Here is a 20444-nt window from a genome sequence, read left to right as displayed (position 1 = left end):
AAATTAAAGTGCTAAGCACTTTATTCACTATCCATTAGAATATTTTTCATAACTCAATGCGCCCAAGCCTTTTGCCAGGAACACACATGACCGTTATTCCGACTATTGATATCGTAGATGCTCTTGCAGCCGAATATGCGACCAAAAGCCCGCGAGAAATTTTAGAGCTTGCCTTAAGCCAGCAAGGTGAAATCGCAATTTCTTTTTCGGGAGCAGAAGATGTTGTCTTAATTGATATTGCTTCACGTTTGGGTAAGCCATTCCGTGTCTTTAGTCTTGACACTGGTCGACTGCATGCCGAAACTTATCAATTTATTGAAACTGTCCGTAAACACTACAATATCAATATCGAAATTTGTTTCCCTGAATCTGAAGCTGTTCAAAACATGGTAAACGAAAAAGGTTTATTCAGCTTTTTTACAGATGGGCACCAAGAATGTTGTGGTATCCGAAAAGTTCAGCCTTTGCGTAAGAAACTTGCGACTTTAGATGGCTGGATTACGGGCCAACGTAAAGATCAAAGCCCTGGTACACGTACAGAAATTCCAGTAGTACAAGCTGATGCAGGTTTCTCTGGTCCAGATAAGCAACTCATTAAATATAATCCTCTAGCGAACTGGACAAGTGCTGAAGTATGGAGCTACATCCGTATGATGGAGATTCCATACAACCCTCTTCACGAACGTGGTTTTGTTTCTATTGGCTGCGAACCATGTACACGTGCTGTATTACCGAACCAACATGAGCGTGAAGGACGCTGGTGGTGGGAAGAAGCGACTCAAAAAGAGTGTGGATTACACGCAGGTAATATGAAAAAGTAATTTGTTATCAAAAAACCACTGCTAAATCAGTGGTTTTTTTTATGTCATGTTCCGTACACAAAGTCATATTTTATCTACTCTAAACGCTATATACTTAATTTTACGGTTCTATAATTCTAATAAGAGCTCAGATAAGGGCTTCTTAGAAAAATGCATGAGGCACAATGATTTATGCGTCCATTACACCCAATTGATTTCATTTTTCTGTCACTTGAAAAAAGACAGCAACCCATGCATGTCGGTGGATTATTTTTATTTGAAATTCCTGAAAATGCACCTGAAACTTTTGTACATGATTTAGTTGAAGATATTAAACGCTCAAAAAGCATTCCTATCCCACCCTTCAATAACCGTTTAAATGGCTTATTTTGGGATGAAGATGAAGAGTTCGATATCGATCATCACTTTCGCCACATTGCTCTGCCTCATCCTGGCCGTATTCGTGAACTTCTAGTTTATATTTCACAGCAACATAGTTCGTTAATTGATCGTGCAAAGCCTCTTTGGACTTGTGACATTATTGAAGGAATCGAAGGCAATCGTTTTGCCATGTATTTTAAAATCCATCATGCAATGGTCGATGGCGTTGCAGGTATGCGTTTGATTGAGAAATCTCTATCAAAGACACCAGAAGAAAAACATGTTGTTCCTTTATGGTGTGTTGAGAGCAAAAGAACTAAACGACTAAAAGTACCGACGCCTAGTACCAGTAAGATTAAGAGTATTTTAGGAGGCATTAAGTCTCAACTCGATATCGCTCCTAAAGTCATGCAAGAGCTATCTCAAACTATATTTAAAGAAATGGGTAAAAATCCTGATTATGTTTCTACTTTTCAGGCGCCAGTGTCGATTTTGAACCAAAGAGTGAGTGCTTCACGTCGTTTTGCGGCCCAATCATTTGAGTTGAGCCGCCTTAGAAAGATTTCAAAAGTATTAGGCGTGACAATTAACGATGTTGTACTCGCAGTATGCTCTGGTGCTCTACGTGAATATTTGATTAGTCAAAATAGCTTACCTAAAAAACCACTTATTGCCATGGTGCCAGCTTCATTACGCACCGATGATTCTGATATGAGTAACCGAATTACCATGATTCTGGCAAATTTAGGAACTCATAAAGACCAACCATTAGAACGTTTAGAAATCATTCGTCGCAGCATGCAAAATTCAAAGCAACGCTTTAGCCGTATGACTGCGAATGAAATTTTAAACTATAGTGCAGTTGTTTATGGTCCGGCAGGATTAAACATCATGTCAGGAATGCTTCCTAAGCGTCAGGCGTTCAATTTAGTCATTTCCAATGTACCAGGACCACGTGAGCCGCTTTATTGGAATGGCGCGAAATTAGATGCTCTCTACCCTGCTTCAATTGTCATGGATGGACAAGCACTAAACATTACTATGACCAGTTATTTAGATAAGCTTGAAGTTGGATTAACAGCTTGTAGAAATGCTTTGCCAAAAATGCAAAACCTTTTGACTCACTTAGAAGATGAGATTCAACGTTTTGAAGAAATTATTGCAGAGAAACAGCTGAAACATCATTCAGCAAGTTAGAAAATTAAGGGGCTTTGAATTGGCCCCTTATTTTTTGATTGTGCGGCACTGGTTAAGCAACTGATGACATACTGAACGAATCATTGCAGTTGTGATCGGTACTTCTTTACCTTGGTCATTCAACATATAGCAGCTATTTACTGGCGTGCTTTCTAAAACATGTTTAAGACCGTTGCTAATTAAGTTTTCACTTACATTCATGGGTTATACCTCTTATTGTTTGCTAAGACGTTAAATAGGGAGAACGTCTACGGCTACTGTATGTAAGTAGTATTTAAAATTCATGAATGAAAGTAAAATTTCAGTTGTAACAAGGATTAAGCGATATCTTGTTACAACTTTAACTTAAAATGATATCGTATTGCTCTTGCGTATATAAATTTTCGACCTGAAATTTAATGACACGGTTGATGAAATGCTCTAAATCTGCCACTGCTGGCGCTTCTGCTGTTAATAATCGGTCAATCACAGAAGGATGGGCAACAACAGTAAAGCCACTCGTTGACTCAAATGCACGGGTATATCGTAATATCTCACGAAATATTTCGTAACACACTGTCTCTGCTGTTTTGACAAAACCACGTCCTTGACAGGTTGGACACGACTCACACAGCAAATGTTCTAACGATTCACGTGTTCGTTTACGCGTCATTTCGACCAGACCAAGTTCTGAAACTTGAGTGATTTTGGTCTTGGCGTGATCACGCTCAAGCATTTTTTCAAACTGACGCATCACCTCTTCACGGTGAATTGCCTCTTGCATGTCAATAAAATCAATAATGAGAATACCACCCAAATTACGCAGTCTAAGTTGACGCGCGATAACTTGAGTCGCTTCCATATTGGTTTTAAAAACGGTGTCCTCAAGACTACGACCACCGACATATGAACCCGTATTAACATCAATCGTTGTCATGGCTTCAGTCTGATCGATCATCAGATAGCCGCCTGACTTCAAAGCTACGCGGGTTTGTAAGGCTTTTTGAATATCTTCTTCGACATTATAAAGATCAAATAGTGGTCGCTCGCCTGGATAATGAATGAGTCGACTCTGCATATTCGGGACAAATTCTTCAACAAACTCAAGAAGCTTCGCGTGAATCTCTCTCGAATCGACATAAATCTTTGCAGTTTCGTCGCTAGCCAAATCTCGAATAATACGTTGAGGTAATGGAAGCTCTTCAAAAATTAAGGAAGGGACAGCAACATCAATTTGTTTTCGTTGAATGTATTCCCATAATTTACTCAGATAGCACATATCCTGTGCAATTTCTGCCTCATCTACACCTTCAGCAGCTGTACGTACAATCACGCTACCCGGCAAATTATGTTCAGATTGAATACCTTCGATAATATTACGTAGTCGCTCTCGCTCTTCCTCAGACTCAATACGCTGAGACACACCAATATGATTTCCATATGGCATGAGAACCAGATAACGAGAAGGAATTGAAAGGTCAGTACTCAGACGCGCGCCTTTTGTTCCCAACATATCTTTCATTACTTGGACAGTAAGCGTTTGCCCAGGATGTAAGAGTTCAAAAACATTTGGGGTAGGCTGTGAACGAGGCCAAACCATATCATTGATATGTAAAAAGGCTGTTCGAGACAAACCAATATCAACGAAGGCAGCTTGCATGCCCGGAAGCACCCGCACGACTTTACCTTTGTAAATATTGCCGACTAGACCACGTTTGACTGTACGTTCGACATACAGCTCATTAACAGTTCCATTTTCGATTAATGCCACCCGACACTCCATAGGCGTGACATTAATAAGTAATTCTTCTGACATACATAAACTCAAAGCATTATAAAATTTTTATTAAAGAGTCAGAGAAGCTGTTAACTTTAACTTTGCCTAGTGTTCATCGACAATGCTATTCAATTAAGAATGATAACAACCTCTTATGTCTTTACTCTTTTTAATAACTGTGCAAATTCGTATAAAGGAAGTCCTACCACATTACTATAACTTCCTTGAATTTGGGGAATATATTGAGAAGCAATCCCTTGAATTGCATATCCACCGGCCTTCCCCACAGGCTCACCTGTAGCCCAATAATCTTCCATATCTTGCGTAGTCAGAGGCTGAAACTCAACTTGAGTTTGCACCACCTGACTTAACATTTTTTGTTGCGTAGAAATACATAATCCAGAAAACACATCATGCCAACGTCCAGATAATTGTTTCCAGATTTCAAAAGCATGATTTTTCGATTCAGGCTTGCCAATAATTTGGCCATCAAGCCCAAGACTTGTATCGGCAGCAATAACGATTGCGTCTGGAAAAAGCTTCAATACAGTTTGTGCTTTTTCTCTAGCTAACCGTTCAACATAATGGTGAACCAGCTCATTTTCATGAACGGACTCGTCAATATCTGGACTATAAATTTCAAAATCCAAATCCAGTTGCTGCAATAGCTCCTTCCGACGAGGAGAGCTAGATGCTAAAACTATATGCGCCATTTTGCCAAACAATAATAGACGATTGGCCAAGTGATGATACTTGTCATCAATGGTTGCCAATGTCTAGCAATCGAAAAATGAATTCCACCCATGGTCTGCGTTACCCACATAAACGCTAAATGAGCAATAATGACCAGAGTTGCAATTGTCCATAAATTACCAAAGGTTAAAATACGGCGCTCGCGAATTAAAAAACGGGTAAGAAAAGTCACAATTACAAAACTTAAAGCATTAAGGCCTAAAGGCGCATCAAGCAAAAGGTCTGTAAAAATCCCCATTCCAAATGCAAACCAGACTCCACACCATGTTGGCTGACATACCACCCAAAATAGCATAATCATTAACATGAATAATGGGCGCCAACCTGAAATATCGTAGGATAGCGGGTAAACCATGAGCACGGAGCCGACAATTACAGAGAGGATAATTCCCCATAATGGATCATTTCGTTTTTCTCGTTTCAATTTAGCGATCGGCATATGGTTGCTCCTTCGCTAAAGAATCAGAGAAAAGTACGACTACATGATGCCCTGTTGCTAATTGTGCGGCTGGTGTAACATCAATTTCTGCAAACTCGCCCGAATTATGACGTCTTATTTTGGCAACTGTACCCACTGCGTACCCTGCTGGGAAATGTTCACCCAAACCTGAGCTAAACACTTTATCACCCACTTGAATATTCGCACTCGTCGGGACATATTCCATTTTCAAACGACCCAAATCACCAGTACCAGAAACAATCGCCCGCATTCCAGTGCGTTCAAGACGTACTGAAAGTGAATGTTCTTTATCTGATAACAACATTACACGTGAGCTATGAGGATATACATTAATGATCTGTCCCATAATTCCTTTATCATCCAAAACCGTTTGACCGACCTTAAGATGGTCCATAGAGCCACGGTTAACAATGATGATATGACGTAATGGGTCTGCATCTGTCCCAATTACTTCGGCGATCTCCATACGTCCATCAATAATTAATGGAGTATCAAGAAGACCTCGCAAACGGGTGTTTTCAGCGGACAGTTCAGAAAGTTTCTGTAAACGAACCTGAGCTTGTAAAAGCTCAGCCTGCATCGCAGTATTTTCACGACGCAGTTGTGCTTCAGATTTTGTTTGTTGATTCAGCCATTCTCTCGACAGTACTGGATAACTGGCCAATGCATAAATTGGGTTATATGCAGCGTACAAGACATCCCTTGCTGGCTGAATTACATACGGCATGCGCCAATCAAAAAACAGCACAACCAAACATGTAATGACCGCAATAATGAACGAGCGGAAAGATGGCGGCTGTCTTGAAAAAATATTCGGTTGCACCGCCTAATCCTTAAACTTAACCAACAAAAAGCATGTCATGGTTCGGGTTGTCGAAGAATTCTAATACTTTACCACCACCACGGGTCACGCAAGTAAGAGGATCTTCAGCAACCACAACTGGTAAACCAGTTTCTTGAGCTAATAATTTATCGAGGTTACGAAGTAATGCACCACCACCTGTCAACACAATACCGCGCTCGGCAATATCAGAAGAAAGTTCTGGAGGCGTTTGCTCAAGTGCAGATTTTACTGCGCTTACAATATTTTGTAATGGATCAGAGATTGCTTGAGTAATTTCGTCAGAAGTTACAGTAATTGCGCGAGGCACACCTTCTGCAAGGTTACGGCCACGTACTTCAATTTCTAATGTTGTGCCATCAGAAACAGCCATACCTACTTCTTTTTTAATAATTTCAGCAGTGGTTTCACCAATTACACAACCGTGAGCTTTACGAACATAATTGATGATTTGCTCATCAAAAACATCGCCACCGATGCGTAAAGAGTCAGCATAGACACAACCTTGCAATGAAATAATTGCAATTTCAGTTGTACCACCACCAACATCCACAACCATAGAACCACATGCTTGTTCAACTGGCATACCTGCGCCAATTGCAGCAGCCATAGGTTCTTCAATCAAACGAACATCACGGGCACCAGCATTAAATACTGCTTCGCGAATCGCACGGCGCTCGACCAAAGTTGATTTACATGGTACACATACAACTACACGAGGTGCAGGTGGGAACAAACGTTTTTCGTGAACTTTACCAATAAACTGATTCAACATGGTTTCAGTCACTTCAAAATCCGCAATTACACCGTCTTTCATTGGACGAATTGCAGAAATATTCGCAGGCGTACGGCCCAGCATTTGCTTAGCATCTAGACCTACAGCAGCAACAATTTTTTGTGAACCACTGTGACGAATTGCCACAACTGTTGGTTCATTTAATATAATGCCGCGGCCTGGTGCATAAATAAGTGTATTTGCTGTACCTAAATCAATGGCTAGATCCGGCGAAAACAAGCCAATTAGTCGTTTTAGAATCACGGTTCGTTCTCAGTTAAACTTTCATGTGGATGCAAGGTGGCAACTTTAAACTAAATGTGATGATTTGAACAAGTCAATCGCTTATTATAACGCACGATATTTTGAAAATTTTTAATACTGATTAGGTGATGTTATGTCTACATCGGATGCACAGCATTCAGCAGATTTAAATGCACAAACAGTTTCAGCAATCGCCAATCTTGCTCGATTGTCGCTCAATGATACGCAATCTGCTGAATATGCTCAAAGTCTAAATAAAATTTTAGGCATGATGGAAACCTTAAAAGGCATTGATACGGAAGGCGTAGAACCTTTGAAAAGTCCTTTTGACAATCCTCAACCTTTACGTGCTGATGTGGTAACGGAAAGCAATCATCGAGATGAATACCAAGCAGTTGCACCTGCAACTCAAGATGGTTTGTATCTTGTTCCTCGCGTGATTGAATAACTTTTACTCAATTAACCCATCTTCCCTATTTTGAATGTAAAGAAATTTTACTCATGACTGATTTACATCGCTTATCAATTCGTGAACTTGCTGAGGGCTTAAGCCAAGCGAAGTTTTCATCTCGCGAACTGACTGAACACTATTTAAAACGTATTGCTAAAATTGACCCACTGGTAAAAAGCTACGTGACGGTTACGCCTGAGCAAGCGCTTGCTGAAGCAGATGCAGCCGATGCAGCCTTAAAAGCGGGTAATGCAACTGCTTTAACGGGTATTCCACTTGCTCACAAAGATATCTTTTGTACCAAAGGTATTAAAACAACTGCTGGTTCAAAAATATTAGACAACTTCATTTCTCCTTACGATGCAACTGTTGTTGAAAAAACTAAAGCAGCTGGTCTTGTCACTTTAGGTAAAGTGAACATGGACGAGTTTGCGATGGGTTCAACTTCTGAAAGCTCATATGTTGGCGCAACAAGTAACCCGTGGGCACTCGACCACGTTCCTGGTGGCTCGTCAGGTGGTTCTGCTGCGGCTGTAGCGGCAGATTTAGCGCCTTTCGCTACGGGTACTGATACAGGTGGTTCAATTCGCCAACCTGCGTCATTCTGTGGCTTAACAGGCTTAAAACCAACCTATGGTCGTGTATCTCGCTTCGGTATCATTGCCTACGCATCATCACTTGACCAAGCAGGTCCAATGGCACGCTCTGCTGAAGACTGTGCTTACCTGATGAATGTAATTGCAGGCCATGATGCAAAAGACTCGACTTCGGTTAAAAAAGAAGTTGATAACTACGTTGCGAACTTAAATGGCACATCTGTAAAAGGCTTACGTATTGGTATTCCTAAACAGTACTTTAACGTTGCAGGCTTAGATGCAGACGTAAAAGCTCGTGTCGAAGAATCATTGAAAAAGCTTGAAGAAATGGGTGCAACGCTTGTTGAGATTGACCTCAACATGACTGAAGCCTATGTACCAACGTATTACCTGATTGCGCCAGCAGAAGCATCATCTAACTTGTCACGTTATGACGGCGTTCGTTACGGCTACCGCTGTGAAAACCCAGCAGACTTGATGGATCTTTACAAGCGTTCACGTTCAGAAGGCTTTGGTCCAGAAGTTCAACGTCGTATCTTAATTGGTACTTATGCACTCTCTGCAGGTTATTACGATGCTTACTATGTGAAAGCACAAAAAGTACGTCGTTTAATTCAACAAGACTTCTTAAAAGCATTTGAAAATGTAGATGTGATTGCGGCTCCTTCTGCACCAACAACTGCTTATAAAATTGGTGCGAACTTAAGTCCAACTGAAATGTATTTAGGCGATATCTATACACTTGCAGTGAACTTAGCAGGCTTACCAGCGATTAATGCTCCTGTTGGTTTTGATAAAGACAGCTTACCTGTAGGCTTACAATTAATTGGTAACTACTGGTCAGAATCACAATTGTTGTCGATTGTTCATCAATACCAACAAAACACCGATTTCCATACTCAACGTGCGGCAATTGCTGAGGAGAATGCATAATGGCTGAAGCTCAAAAGTTGAAATTGATTGACGGTTGGGAAGTCGTTATTGGTATCGAAATTCACACTCAGCTTGCAACCAATTCTAAAATTTTCTCAGGTTCATCGACTGAATTTGGTCAAGACCCAAACACGCAAGCGAGCCTTGTAGACTTGGCTATGCCGGGTGTACTCCCTGTTTTAAATGAAAAAGTAGTTGATCTTGCCATCCGCTTTGGTTTGGGTATCGATGCATACATCGACCAAGCATCTGTGTTTGCACGTAAAAACTACTTCTACCCTGACTCGCCAAAAGGCTATCAAATTAGCCAAATGGATAATCCAATTGTTGGCTTGGGTCATATCGACATTCAACTTGAAGATGGCACAACAAAACGTATTGGCGTAACTCGTGCTCACCTTGAAGAAGATGCGGGTAAATCGATTCATGATCAATTTGAAGGCATGTCTGGCATTGACTTAAACCGTGCTGGTACACCTTTACTTGAAATCGTTTCTGAGCCAGACATGCGTTCAGTTGAAGAAGCAGTGGCATATATCAAATCAATTCACACCCTTGTGCGTTGGTTAGGTATTTCCGACGGTAACATGGCTGAAGGTTCATTCCGTGCGGACTGTAACGTGTCTTTACGTCGTCCGGGACAACCATTTGGTACGCGCTGTGAGCTTAAAAACCTCAACTCATTCCGTTTCATTGAACAAGCGATCAATGTTGAAATTGAACGCCAAATGGAAATTTTGGAATATGGTGGAAGCATCGACCAAGAAACTCGTTTGTTCGATCCAAATAAAATGGAAACGCGTTCAATGCGCTCTAAAGAAGAAGCGAACGATTACCGCTACTTCCCAGATCCAGACTTGTTACCAGTAATTATTGCAGATGAGCAAATTGAAGCTGCTCGCGCTGCACTTCCAGAGCTACCTGCTGCACGTCGTGCACGCTTTATCGCAGACTTTGGTGTAACTGAATACGATGCACATGTACTTACGCTTTCACGCGAAATGGCAGACTTCTTTGAAGCTGTTGTGGCTGCTGCTGGCGGTGCGAAGCAAGGTAAAGTATCTGCAAACTGGGTAATGGGCGAATTCTCAGGCGCATTAAACAAAGCAGGCCTAGATTTGGCTGAATCACCTGTTTCTGCTGAACAGCTTGGTGGCATGATTGCTCGTATTGTTGACAACACCATTAGCGGTAAGATTGCTAAACAAGTCTTTGGCTTTATGTGGGAATCGGAAGGTAAATCTGCCGATGACATTATTGCTGAAAAAGGTTTAAAGCAAGAAACCGACACAGGTGCAATTGAAGCAATCATTAAAGAAGTACTTGCAGCCAATGAAAAAATGGTTGAAGAGTACAAGTCTGGTAAAGAAAAAGCCTTTAACGGTCTTGTTGGTCAAGTCATGAAAGCTTCTAAGGGTAAAGCCAACCCTGCTCAAGTAAATGAATTAATGAAAAAATTGATTGGTTAATTTGACTAGCCAACTCAAGAAAAGCCTCGATTTATCGGGGCTTTTTTATATCCGTCTAAAGCATTCTTCGACTAAAGAATGCACTTTTTTCCTAAAAAATTACTCAGTGACTGTGCTAATTTAAATTAAGAATTTAGATAACTTATATTTTAAAAAGAGAGATAAATCATGTCTAAAAAGATTTTAATGTTGGTCGGTGACTATGCCGAAGACTATGAAACCATGGTTCCTTTTCAGTTCTTAACTGGTTTAGGTTATACCGTGCATGCTGTTTGCCCAAATAAAAAGAACGGCGACCATATTGCAACGGCTATTCATGATTTTGAAGGTGAACAAACTTATAGCGAAAAACGTGGCCACAATTTTGCGATTAACTATGATTTTGATGCCGTTAATACCGAAGACTATGTAGGTCTAGTTATTCCGGGTGGTCGAGCACCAGAGTATTTGCGCATGAATGACCGTGTTGTCGAAATTGTGCGTGAGTTTGATCGAGTGAAAAAACCAATTGCAGCCGTATGCCATGGCGCTCAGTTACTCGCAGCGGCAGATGTATTACAAGGTCGCCTCTGCTCAGCTTATCCAGCATGTGCCGCTGAAGTAAAATTGGCAGGTGGACAATATGCAGATATTGCTGTGACTGAAGCAGTTACAGATGGTCATTTAGTAACTGCCCCAGCTTGGCCTGCACATCCAGCTTGGTTAGCGCAATTTGTGAAAGTCTTAGGCGCTAAGATTACGCTCTAAATAGATCTCTTCATCCCAATTAAAATAAAGCCTGCTGATTAAATAGCAGGCTTTATTACTAAAATAGAAAACTAGATTTTTTATCTTGTGATTCCCAACTTATTCCAAATCTCTGGTGTTAAAAACGTCGTCACCAATTTATTTAAATCGATATAGCGCAATGTGCCCTGCAACTGCTGTTTAACTGCGGGGTCTTTAACAATATCTTCACCCGCACTTTGACCTAACTGCTGAAAAGCCTCTCCAACGGCCTTCACACCTTCAGCCTGAATCACAGCTTTAGTTTGGGTAGAACATTGCTCCACAATGACACGTTGTAAAACCTGCGCCAGTTTCTGATCTAACTGATCCTTTTGCTCAGGCGTTACATTACTAAATGCTTTTAAATCAGGATGGGCAGCTAAAGCCGTAAATGTCCATTGAAGCACAGTGGTCTTGTCTGAAGCCGTTGTGGCCTTAACTAAACAGTCACTTAACTGATCAACCGTGGGACCCGCCATCGCAATTTGTGTTGTACCCAGTACAGCAACTGCCATACAGACTGAACGGCTCAAATGTGAAAACTTACGGCGGGCAATCGCATAAACTTGACGTGACATGGGTCTAGCTCCAATAAACAATCTGTTCTTTGTATCACAGAGCTAGTGGTGTTACCTGTTATGACTCTGTAAATCGTCTATTTCTTCAAATTTAACAATTACTTTAATAATTAGCCCATTCCAGCATACTTCCATGCTTCTGGAATATTTGGTTGTTCTGGTGCTTTATTTAAATCAATATTTAAGTTTCTACTGCCCTGATAAGATTTTTCACCTGAATCTGAGGCAGGTGATACGCTTAAATTATAACGATAGCGGAATTGCCACATTAGCGGTTTGACTGGACGAATATCTAGACTGAGACTATCTTCATCATGACAATTTCCTTGAGAACTTTCATAATCTTGCTCAGAAAAACATGCCCGAATCATCCGATTAAAACTAAAGGGATAATTTTTAATAAAGGAACGCTCATTACCTGACTCTGTTAACTCATAAAAACTAGCTCGTTCAATATTCGCACCACCTCCTGAGTACATTTCAGAAAATGAATCAATTACAGCAATTGCATAACGATTTTGGGTGATGGGAAAAAGCTTAGGAAAGATAAACTGCCCATCAGATGTACCCTCCTTTTGAGTAGAGAGATTTACATGCCACTGTTTCGATAGTTTGAGTCCCTTTGCAGAGTCGTTAAATTGAATAATATCTCCACCCGACAGAAGCCATAACTGCCGATCTGCTGTTTTTAAAACTCGCCATTGATCCAGATGCTCGCAAAGCTTTTTAACTTGTATGCAAAGTTGCGCCTGCTCATTCTGACTTAATTGTGTTTTTTTAAACTCTAAAATACTTAAGGGCGCAGCAAAAGCAGGCTTGGCAAAACAAGCAAACATTCCTGCTATAACCAAGAAAGCTATCTCTATTTTACTTTTAATCATTTTTTATTTTCCTAATGATATTTCTTTTCAACAAATTAGCTATTTTACAATAGCTTCAATTCGATCAAGCTCCCACACCCCACCTGCTGCCAAACCTTTGCACATTCCTGTCCACATATCCTTAGTATGTACAAAACTCTTGCCATCCCAGACCCACTCTTCACTTGCCCAGCAATCGCCTATGCCTCTTCCTTTTTGAGCACTACTAATAATACCGCTATCGAAATCAGAAGCTGTTTCTGTCACAAACGTTGCTTTACCAGTCAAAGACTCATCGAGTGCCCATGCCCCATACCCTTCGTTATAAGCCCCTCTCCAACACAATGTAGTCGCCAAAACTTTCTTATTGGTTAGTTTATATAGCTCAATTTTTTGTGGTTCAGCTCCATCACTATTACCACCATAAATTCCTTCACAAAAGTCTTCTTTAGGATTCGGATTAACTGCTATCAAGCTACGGTGTATTGCTTGATACTGCTTGCTTTTCGGTTGTAGCGTTAAATAAGGTTTGGCTGTAGTTTTAATGCGTTTAACAACCAGTTTTGGCTCAGGCATAAGTACTTTAGCTTCATTGGCACTTCCCTTTTTAACCAAAGCACCAACAGTCCCAATACGCTTCTGAAAATCATCCATTTTTAATAACACAGCAGTCATTCCAGCATCGGAAATTTTCCATTCATGCTGAGCATTCTTAAATACAATTTCAGGTTCCTGTTTAGACTGTTGTAGTACAGCGTTGACTTGCGAGTTATTCAATTTACCCATCAATGGCAAATCGGTACCATCTATAGTCACAGCGCCTAAATCTTTGCCATTTACATAAAAATGAATATTTTTAAGCTGATTGGTTGGCAAGCTTTGCTCATAGTCTGATAAAGCAAATTCGGCTTGCACAGCTTGTTTTGGCCCTGCTTTACGTGTTAATAAAATTGAAGCTGGATTATCACCATTGTCTTCATTTTGATAGCCTGCGGCTTTACATGTACCCGTATTGCTACAAGAGATTTCCCATTCTTGGTGTGAAAATGAAATACCTTTTATGTCTTGAGCAAAACCATAAGAACTGATGACTGATAAACAGCACATTGAAAGGATTTTTTTCATTTTTTCATGTCTCTGCTGGTCTGTTTTATTATGAAGTTAAAAGAAGTTAAAAACAGTTTTCAATTTTGAATTGCCTTATAGTTTAAAAGAATATGTTAGATTTATATAAGATTTAAATTGATTACTTTCTAAAAATGAAAAAACTAAATTTTTTATTAAGCACAGCATTGATCAGTCTAACTTCAACTGCTTATGCAGAAGTAAAAAGCTTTACTCCCCATTTCCCAAAATTTTATAGCTCTGCTGCAACCCGCAAAGCAGATAACCAGTTCTACGCCCTAGGAGAAGCAAAGTTTTTAAACGGCGTTACAGTCCCGTTTTATGGTGTTACAGCACAAAGCCCGACAGAGAATGGTTTACTTAAAGACTTTGAAACCTGTACACCTAAAAGCTGCCATTTTAATTTTAAACTCGATGCTCAGCATGCAAAACAACTCAAGCTTCTTGCATTACCTGAATCAGGTTTAGTGCTCGTTCCAAGAAATTGGCAAGATGTGCAAGCAAATGCAGGCGCTAATGGGACTGGTTTTGCTCTAATAATGAGTGCAGATCAAAAACAAGCCATAGAACTCTATGATTCTTCATTTTGCGTTGGTTGTGGGCTACCAAATGCAACGCTCTATTTCCCAGAATTGTTAAAAGAAAGTCTTGAAAATGAATTCGGTGGCTATAAAGACCCTAAAAAACTCATCAATATTGTTCATCCTTCTAAGAAAGTGGCTTTTTTTAGTTATCAAATTCCACAAGTGAACAATAAAACGCATGGTATTGCTAAATATGATGATGAAGACACTTTTAACTATAAAGAGATTCAAGTCACCTTAGATAAATCTCAACAGTCTTTAGTAGGACCTATCCTTAATTTTTATAATACAACCCATTAATCCAATGCTTATAAAAAAACCCGCTTTCGCGGGCTTTCTTTTATTTATGTAGTATCGATTCAAAAGCTTTTAAACGTTTATAAATTGAAAGTAATTCAATAATTGTTTTCCATGAACTAATTAAATATTGGAAGGATTCACGAACCTTATCGAATACACCGCCAATTTGGTTAATCAAACCTAACGTCATCTTCCCACTTGCAATTGCAGGGAATAAAACGACTAGACTATATAAAATGTCTAACTGCTTATACCAAGTTGCTACCAAGTTAAAGTAAGCATAATGGAAATAGAGTCGGAAGTAGTTTTTACGGACTTTACTAAATAACTCACGTAACGTAGCAGGTTTTGCGCGGTCTGCATGGTCTTCACCATAGACCAATTCTTTACGATAAGCTGCTTCTACTTTTTGATTATTAAATTGTAGTCCTGGTAATTTAATACCAACTACCATTAAAAGAATCGTACCAAAAGCAGCCCATACAATTGCGGCCCATACTAGAGAATGTTCTAGTTCACCAACAATTGGTAAAACTGGAACATGTTTAGACAGTTGAAATAAAATAGGTAAAAAGGCAATTAAAATCATGACTGCTTTTACCAGTTCAACACCTAAGTCTTCCATAATAGTTGCAAAGCGCATGGTGTCTTCTTGCACACGCTGCGAAGCACCTTCAATATGACGCAGTTGTTCCCAATGTTCTGTGTAGTATTCATTCATTGCTGTACGCCAACGGAATACGTAATGGCTTGTGAAAAAAGCATTAATTACAGCAAGAGTCACAGCAACCATAGCAATATAAAGAAAGACCATTGTCTCACTATATAGTGCCGAGAGGTCCCCACCTCCACTCGAAAGCATTTTTTGAATTAAATCCCAAAATGGTACATACCATGCATTAATCGCAACACTGACCTGAACACCAAACCAGATGTTAAATAAAATAAATGCAGAGCCCCATATAGACCAACGCTGCCATGGATTATTAGAAATTGTCTTCCAAAAGCCAGCAAAAAGTGCAGTAGAGACTAAAAACCAGAGATAAAACCATAAGAAAGTTGGAGACCAAAAACGACTCACACCCACAGGGAGTTGTGCATCATGATAGCCCTTAGCAAACCCGATAAAAGTTCCCCACGTGTTTCCACCTGAGTACCAGAGCACCATATTGAGTGCGATCCAAACAACCACAGATATAAAAAAATACCGTGGTGATGGAAAGAATGATTTGAACATTGAGCGTGGATATCCTTATATTTCTTCAAATTTACAATGGAAGGAATACTAAAACCTAAACCTTAAAATTGTGAAGGGCAAAGTTTAGAGAATTGTCAATTTTTCCCGTTTCATTGAAGGATTTGATCGTTTTTTTGTAAATTCATCCCTTTTTGGCAATTTAATCCATTTAAATTACCTTGTATATGACTCTCGATAGAGCCATATACGGCTTTTATAACACAGCAATATCAGAGATTAAATCTCTTCTTTACGAACAATATAACCTTCCAACTGCATTGCCTGAATCAGCAAATCTAGGTCTGATGCGCTTTTAAGCTCAACATCAACACTCACAGCGCTTTCTTTAGCACGACTTGTTGCTGCAAAGCGTTCATGACGCAATTCATAAATATTACCGCCTTGCTCAGCAATGATTGCTGTTAAACGAGCTAAAGCACCCGGATTATCTGGTAATTCAACACGAATACGAACCATACGCCCTGTACGCGTTAAATGACGCTGCAATACAGAGACCATAACGCGTGTATCAATATTGCCACCAGAAAGCACTACACCAAGCTTATGACCTAAAAATAGATCAGGACGAGACATAATTGCAGCAATACCTGTTGCACCAGCCCCTTCACATACTGTTTTCTCAATATTGAGTAACAGCGCAATTGCCTCTTCAATCATGTCTTCAGTAACAACAACAATGTCATCAACATATTGTTTAGCAACTTGAGTTGTAAGCTCACCCGGAGTTTTTACCGCAATACCTTCTGCAACTGTAGAGCCCATTGAAACGGCATGCTGATAATTGCATAAAAGTTTCGCCATACTTGGATATACAACCGATTGCACCCCAATCACTTTAATTTTGGGATTGATAGCTTTAGCAGCAATCGCAATACCAGAAATTAGACCACCACCGCCAATTGGCACAACTAAAATGTCTAGTTCAGGAACAGCTGCAAGCATTTCGAGTGCAATGGTTCCCTGACCTGCAATAATTTCTGCATCGTCAAATGGGTGGATAATTGTTAAAGATTCTTCTTGTGCAACACGGTGCATTTCAGCAGCAGCTTCTGAAAAGTCTTGTCCATGTAAAATGACTCGTGCCCCATATTCTCGCACTCGTTGTACTTTTACATTAGGTGTAGATTTCGGCATCACAATAGTTGCTGTTACGCCTGTGCGCTGAGCATGATACGCTACACCTTGCGCATGATTACCTGCCGAAGCTGCAATAACACCATGTTGTTTTTCTTGGTCAGATAAACACAACAGTTTATTCAGTGCACCCCGTTCTTTAAAAGAAGCTGTAAATTGTAAGTTTTCAAATTTCAGCCACATCTCAGCCCCTAAGGTTTTAGAAATGGTTTCTGAGAAAACAAAAGGAGTTTTTACGACTAAACCTTCTAAACGCTCTGCGGCAGCATGAACATCATCTAATGTTGGAAACCCATTTTTAACCTGTTGCTGTATCATTTATCTAGTCAGCCTCAATACATTACAAATCAATTATTTTTTAAAAATGACATCAATATTTTATATTGGTCATCAGAGTTTTCAGCATATCCAACATATACCTAATATACAAAAATTTTTATTCCAAAAATTAAGGATTTAAATTTCCATAAAAAAAGCCCTATTCAGGCTTTTTAATTAATTTTCAAATAATTAACATCAAATTATTGAGTTTGTGCACTTAACCCTTCAGTAGACATATTCTGTTCAGCTATTTTTTCATCAATAGCAAACTGAATATCAGAAAGTTTGGCATTGGCTGCATCGATGCCAGATTTCATGGTAGCTTCACGACCTTTCACATCAAAAATATGCGCTTTTTCTCTTAAATCTGGCTGAATAACAACATCCGCATATTGTAATTCTTCTGCCGCCAAACGACCTTGCATAATATTAATATTCTGGTTAAACAGTCCCCAGACATTCGATGTTTCTGTATAAATAGGCTGAGCTAAAATATCAACAGCAATAATCACATCAGCACCTAAGTCACGTGCAACCTCAACTGGTACAGGACTGACCAAACCGCCATCGACATATTCTGATTTTCCAATTTTAGTAGGTACAAACATACTTGGAATCGAAGCAGATGCTCTTACGGCTTGCCCAGTATTACCATAGTTAAATACGGTTTTAGTGCCATGCTTTAATTCGGTTGCAACCACATACATTGGGATTTTCATTTTTTCGAGTGGGACATTATTTACTTGCTGGTTAACGTAGTTTTCTACTTTTTTACCATCAAAAAAACCTTTTAGTCCAATACTAATATCACGCACATCGCCAGCTTTCATTTTTAAAGCAGTATCACGTAATTGAGCAGGACTTTTGCCACTGGCATAAAGTGCTCCAACAATACTACCCGCACTGGTACCTACAATAAAATCTGGTCGGATACCATGTTGCTCCAAAACCTCAATGACACCGATATGAGCATAACCTCGTGCTCCACCACTACCTAATACGAGCGCAACGACAGGACGTTTTTGCTGTTTTTTAATTCGTGCAAATGGCTGATCAACAGAGCGAGCATAAGCCTCTGCTGTTGGTGATTTTAGCGCAGCAGATAAGTGTGTAGTGGTCTGGCATCCTGCCAACACCATAGAGAGTCCGAGAACCCACAATTTAAGCTGTTTCATGGCCTATCTTCGCACTATGAGGTTTAAGTTCGGATTGCAATTTTAGTTGTTAGTCTCGTTAAAAGCTGTATTGAATTTATTTAATTTGTCATGTTTAAAATTTAGACTCAAGTATTTTATTTATCCCCCTTATGAAAAAGGCCCCTTATTTATAAGAGGCCTTTTGTAACTTACCAGATATCTGAATCAACTTTTTTCTTCAATTCCGGATAATTATCAATTTTAAACTCAGGCTCTTTAATGCCTTTTTTCAATTGTTCACGGTAATCTTTCAACAATGTGCGTGCCATCGGTGTTAACAGTAAAATTGCAATCAAGTTAATGGTTGCCATGATACCCATAAACAAGTCAGCCATAGACCAAACGAGTGGAACACTACCAATTGCACCGAAGTACACCATCACCAATACAAAAATACGGAAGATGAACATGACTTTCGGATTGTTATTAATAAACTGCACATTACCTTCTGCATAGGCATAGTTACCTAGTACGGCTGAATAACAGAATAAGAATAATAGAACAGCAAGGAAGTCCGATCCCCAATGCCCAACTTGAGTTTCTAAAGCACGTTGAGTTAATTCAACACCAACAAAACCTGCATCTTGGTAAACACCAGAAACCAAAATAATGATTGCAGTACTTGTACATACAATGAAAGTATCTACAAATACACCGAGCATTTGTACCAAACCTTGGTTTACAGGATGTTTTACATCAGACGCAGCCGCTGCGTTTGGTGCAGAACCCATACCAGCTTCGTTAGAGAACAAGCCACGCTTAATCCCTTGCATCATTGCCATTGATACTGCCGCACCAAAGAAACCACCTGCTGCAGAATTAAAATTGAAAGCTTCAGTCACAATCAGCTTTAAAATATCAGGCAAAATCGCATAGTTACTGATTGCAATATAGAGAGCAACAGATAGGTAAAGACCTGCTTTTAAAGGTACAAACATCTCAGCAAATTTAGCGATACGCTTAATACCACCAAAAATTGCCAATGCAACCATAACGACAAGCGCAATACCAACCCATGAAATTTCTAGATCAACGCCACCTAAATGAGCAATAACATTGGCTTTATCCCAACCCCAAGCATGTGAAGATGCATTAGCAATCGCGTTGATTTGAACTGAGTTAAATACGAAACCGTAGGTAAAGATCAATGCAAGTGCGAAGACCACACCAAAGGTTTTACTGCGCAAACCTTGAGTAATATAGTAGGCTGGTCCACCACGGAACTGTTTACTCTTACTATCTCTAACTTTAAATAGCTGAGCAAGCGTAGACTCAATAAAAGCAGAGCTCATACCAAGAACAGCAGTTACCCACATCCAGAACACTGCACCAGGACCACCAATTGCGATAGCAATTGCTACACCAGCAATATTACCTACCCCAACACGGCTTGCAAGGCCAGTTACAAACGCCTGAAAAGGTGTAAGACCATGCTCATCTTCCCCTTCTGTACGACTACTTTTCATCACTCGGATACTTTGCAAGAACATGCGAATTTGCACAGCTCCTGTTAAGACCGTATAAAAAATACCTACAGCTAGCAAGAAAATAACCAAAAAGTCCCATAAAGGGTCATTAAAAAATTTTACCCACGACATCAGTGTGGCATTGAGTTGTTCATTCATACTCGGTCCGCTTACGTTC

General features: G+C 39.8%; 20 protein-coding genes. 7 read left to right on the top strand and 13 right to left on the bottom strand.

The window, feature by feature from the left end; all coding sequences use genetic code 11:
* The first annotated feature begins 86 nt into the window (after positions 1 to 86).
* Together AOLE_RS03450 and AOLE_RS03445 are read left to right on the top strand one after the other, a co-directional pair.
* Complete coding sequence (locus AOLE_RS03450; RefSeq protein WP_004639063.1) at positions 87 to 821, top strand: phosphoadenylyl-sulfate reductase; 735 nt, start codon at positions 87 to 89, stop codon at positions 819 to 821.
* Positions 822 to 992: 171 nt separating this feature from the next.
* Positions 993 to 2378 (top strand): WS/DGAT/MGAT family O-acyltransferase, encoded by a 1386-nt coding sequence (locus tag AOLE_RS03445; protein WP_005309889.1) that lies wholly within the window; start codon positions 993 to 995, stop codon positions 2376 to 2378.
* 27 nt (positions 2379 to 2405) lie between these two features.
* Here AOLE_RS03445 and AOLE_RS19665 read toward each other — a convergent pair whose 3' ends face one another.
* From AOLE_RS19665 to AOLE_RS03420, 6 genes are all read right to left on the bottom strand, one after another.
* Positions 2406 to 2579 carry a PA1571 family protein gene (locus tag AOLE_RS19665; protein WP_002116397.1) on the bottom strand — a complete coding sequence of 58 codons (174 nt, stop codon included), beginning with the start codon at positions 2577 to 2579 and terminating at the stop codon, positions 2406 to 2408.
* Positions 2580 to 2718: 139 nt separating this feature from the next.
* Positions 2719 to 4173, bottom strand: a complete 1455-nt coding sequence (rng, locus tag AOLE_RS03440) for a ribonuclease G (RefSeq protein WP_004789319.1) — start codon at positions 4171 to 4173, stop codon at positions 2719 to 2721.
* 113 nt (positions 4174 to 4286) lie between these two features.
* Positions 4287 to 4847 (bottom strand): Maf-like protein, encoded by a 561-nt coding sequence (locus AOLE_RS03435; protein ID WP_023274390.1) that lies wholly within the window; start codon positions 4845 to 4847, stop codon positions 4287 to 4289.
* Entirely contained in the window at positions 4835 to 5326 is a 492-nt protein-coding gene (gene mreD / locus AOLE_RS03430) for a rod shape-determining protein MreD (RefSeq protein WP_004789317.1), read from the bottom strand. Before mreD ends, AOLE_RS03435 begins: the two co-directional genes overlap by 13 nt.
* Positions 5313 to 6170, bottom strand: coding sequence for a rod shape-determining protein MreC (gene mreC, locus AOLE_RS03425; protein WP_004789316.1), 858 nt, complete (start codon positions 6168 to 6170; stop codon positions 5313 to 5315). The genes mreD and mreC overlap by 14 nt, the downstream gene beginning before the upstream one ends.
* A gap of 16 nt (positions 6171 to 6186) precedes the next feature.
* Positions 6187 to 7227, bottom strand: coding sequence for a rod shape-determining protein (locus tag AOLE_RS03420; protein WP_004789315.1), 1041 nt, complete (start codon positions 7225 to 7227; stop codon positions 6187 to 6189).
* 133 nt (positions 7228 to 7360) lie between these two features.
* Here AOLE_RS03420 and gatC point away from each other — a divergent pair, with 133 nt between their 5' ends.
* The 4 genes from gatC (at position 7361) to AOLE_RS03400 (ending at position 11423) form a co-directional block, all read left to right on the top strand.
* Complete coding sequence (gene gatC / locus AOLE_RS03415) at positions 7361 to 7675, top strand: Asp-tRNA(Asn)/Glu-tRNA(Gln) amidotransferase subunit GatC (RefSeq protein ID WP_000107699.1); 315 nt, start codon at positions 7361 to 7363, stop codon at positions 7673 to 7675.
* Between the two features lie 53 nt (positions 7676 to 7728).
* A complete protein-coding gene (gatA, locus tag AOLE_RS03410; protein ID WP_013196931.1) occupies positions 7729 to 9207 on the top strand; it encodes an Asp-tRNA(Asn)/Glu-tRNA(Gln) amidotransferase subunit GatA in 1479 nt (492 codons plus the stop codon).
* Entirely contained in the window at positions 9207 to 10676 is a 1470-nt protein-coding gene (gene gatB, locus AOLE_RS03405; protein ID WP_013196930.1) for an Asp-tRNA(Asn)/Glu-tRNA(Gln) amidotransferase subunit GatB, read from the top strand. The genes gatA and gatB overlap by 1 nt, the downstream gene beginning before the upstream one ends.
* A gap of 168 nt (positions 10677 to 10844) precedes the next feature.
* A complete protein-coding gene (locus AOLE_RS03400) occupies positions 10845 to 11423 on the top strand; it encodes a DJ-1/PfpI family protein (RefSeq protein ID WP_013196929.1) in 579 nt (192 codons plus the stop codon).
* An 80-nt stretch (positions 11424 to 11503) separates the two neighbouring features.
* On the opposite strand, the gene AOLE_RS03395 is transcribed toward AOLE_RS03400, so the two are convergent.
* The 3 genes from AOLE_RS03395 to AOLE_RS03385 all read right to left on the bottom strand — a co-directional run bounded on the left by AOLE_RS03395 (position 11504) and on the right by AOLE_RS03385 (position 14007).
* Positions 11504 to 12022: a hypothetical protein gene (locus AOLE_RS03395; RefSeq protein WP_004789310.1), complete on the bottom strand. Its 519-nt coding sequence runs from the start codon at positions 12020 to 12022 to the stop codon at positions 11504 to 11506.
* A gap of 110 nt (positions 12023 to 12132) precedes the next feature.
* Positions 12133 to 12903 carry a hypothetical protein gene (locus tag AOLE_RS03390; protein ID WP_013196928.1) on the bottom strand — a complete coding sequence of 257 codons (771 nt, stop codon included), beginning with the start codon at positions 12901 to 12903 and terminating at the stop codon, positions 12133 to 12135.
* A 39-nt stretch (positions 12904 to 12942) separates the two neighbouring features.
* Positions 12943 to 14007: a DUF1176 domain-containing protein gene (locus AOLE_RS03385; protein ID WP_013196927.1), complete on the bottom strand. Its 1065-nt coding sequence runs from the start codon at positions 14005 to 14007 to the stop codon at positions 12943 to 12945.
* A 134-nt stretch (positions 14008 to 14141) separates the two neighbouring features.
* Here AOLE_RS03385 and AOLE_RS03380 point away from each other — a divergent pair, with 134 nt between their 5' ends.
* A complete protein-coding gene (locus tag AOLE_RS03380) occupies positions 14142 to 14891 on the top strand; it encodes a DUF4850 domain-containing protein (RefSeq protein WP_013196926.1) in 750 nt (249 codons plus the stop codon).
* Between the two features lie 40 nt (positions 14892 to 14931).
* Here AOLE_RS03380 and sbmA read toward each other — a convergent pair whose 3' ends face one another.
* The 4 genes from sbmA to AOLE_RS03360 form a co-directional block, all read right to left on the bottom strand.
* A complete protein-coding gene (gene sbmA, locus AOLE_RS03375) occupies positions 14932 to 16128 on the bottom strand; it encodes a peptide antibiotic transporter SbmA (protein WP_013196925.1) in 1197 nt (398 codons plus the stop codon).
* A 237-nt stretch (positions 16129 to 16365) separates the two neighbouring features.
* Positions 16366 to 17601, bottom strand: coding sequence for a threonine ammonia-lyase (locus AOLE_RS03370; protein ID WP_013196924.1), 1236 nt, complete (start codon positions 17599 to 17601; stop codon positions 16366 to 16368).
* A gap of 203 nt (positions 17602 to 17804) precedes the next feature.
* A complete protein-coding gene (locus AOLE_RS03365) occupies positions 17805 to 18779 on the bottom strand; it encodes a patatin-like phospholipase family protein (RefSeq protein ID WP_013196923.1) in 975 nt (324 codons plus the stop codon).
* Between the two features lie 170 nt (positions 18780 to 18949).
* Positions 18950 to 20425 carry an alanine/glycine:cation symporter family protein gene (locus AOLE_RS03360; protein ID WP_013196922.1) on the bottom strand — a complete coding sequence of 492 codons (1476 nt, stop codon included), beginning with the start codon at positions 20423 to 20425 and terminating at the stop codon, positions 18950 to 18952.
* Between the last annotated feature and the right edge of the window lie 19 nt (positions 20426 to 20444).

This window comes from Acinetobacter oleivorans DR1, assembly GCF_000196795.1.
In the GTDB taxonomy this organism is placed as follows: Bacteria; Pseudomonadota; Gammaproteobacteria; order Pseudomonadales; family Moraxellaceae; genus Acinetobacter; species Acinetobacter oleivorans.
The sequence above is the reverse complement of the archived record's forward strand: the minus strand, read 5'-3'. Positions and strand labels throughout refer to the sequence as shown.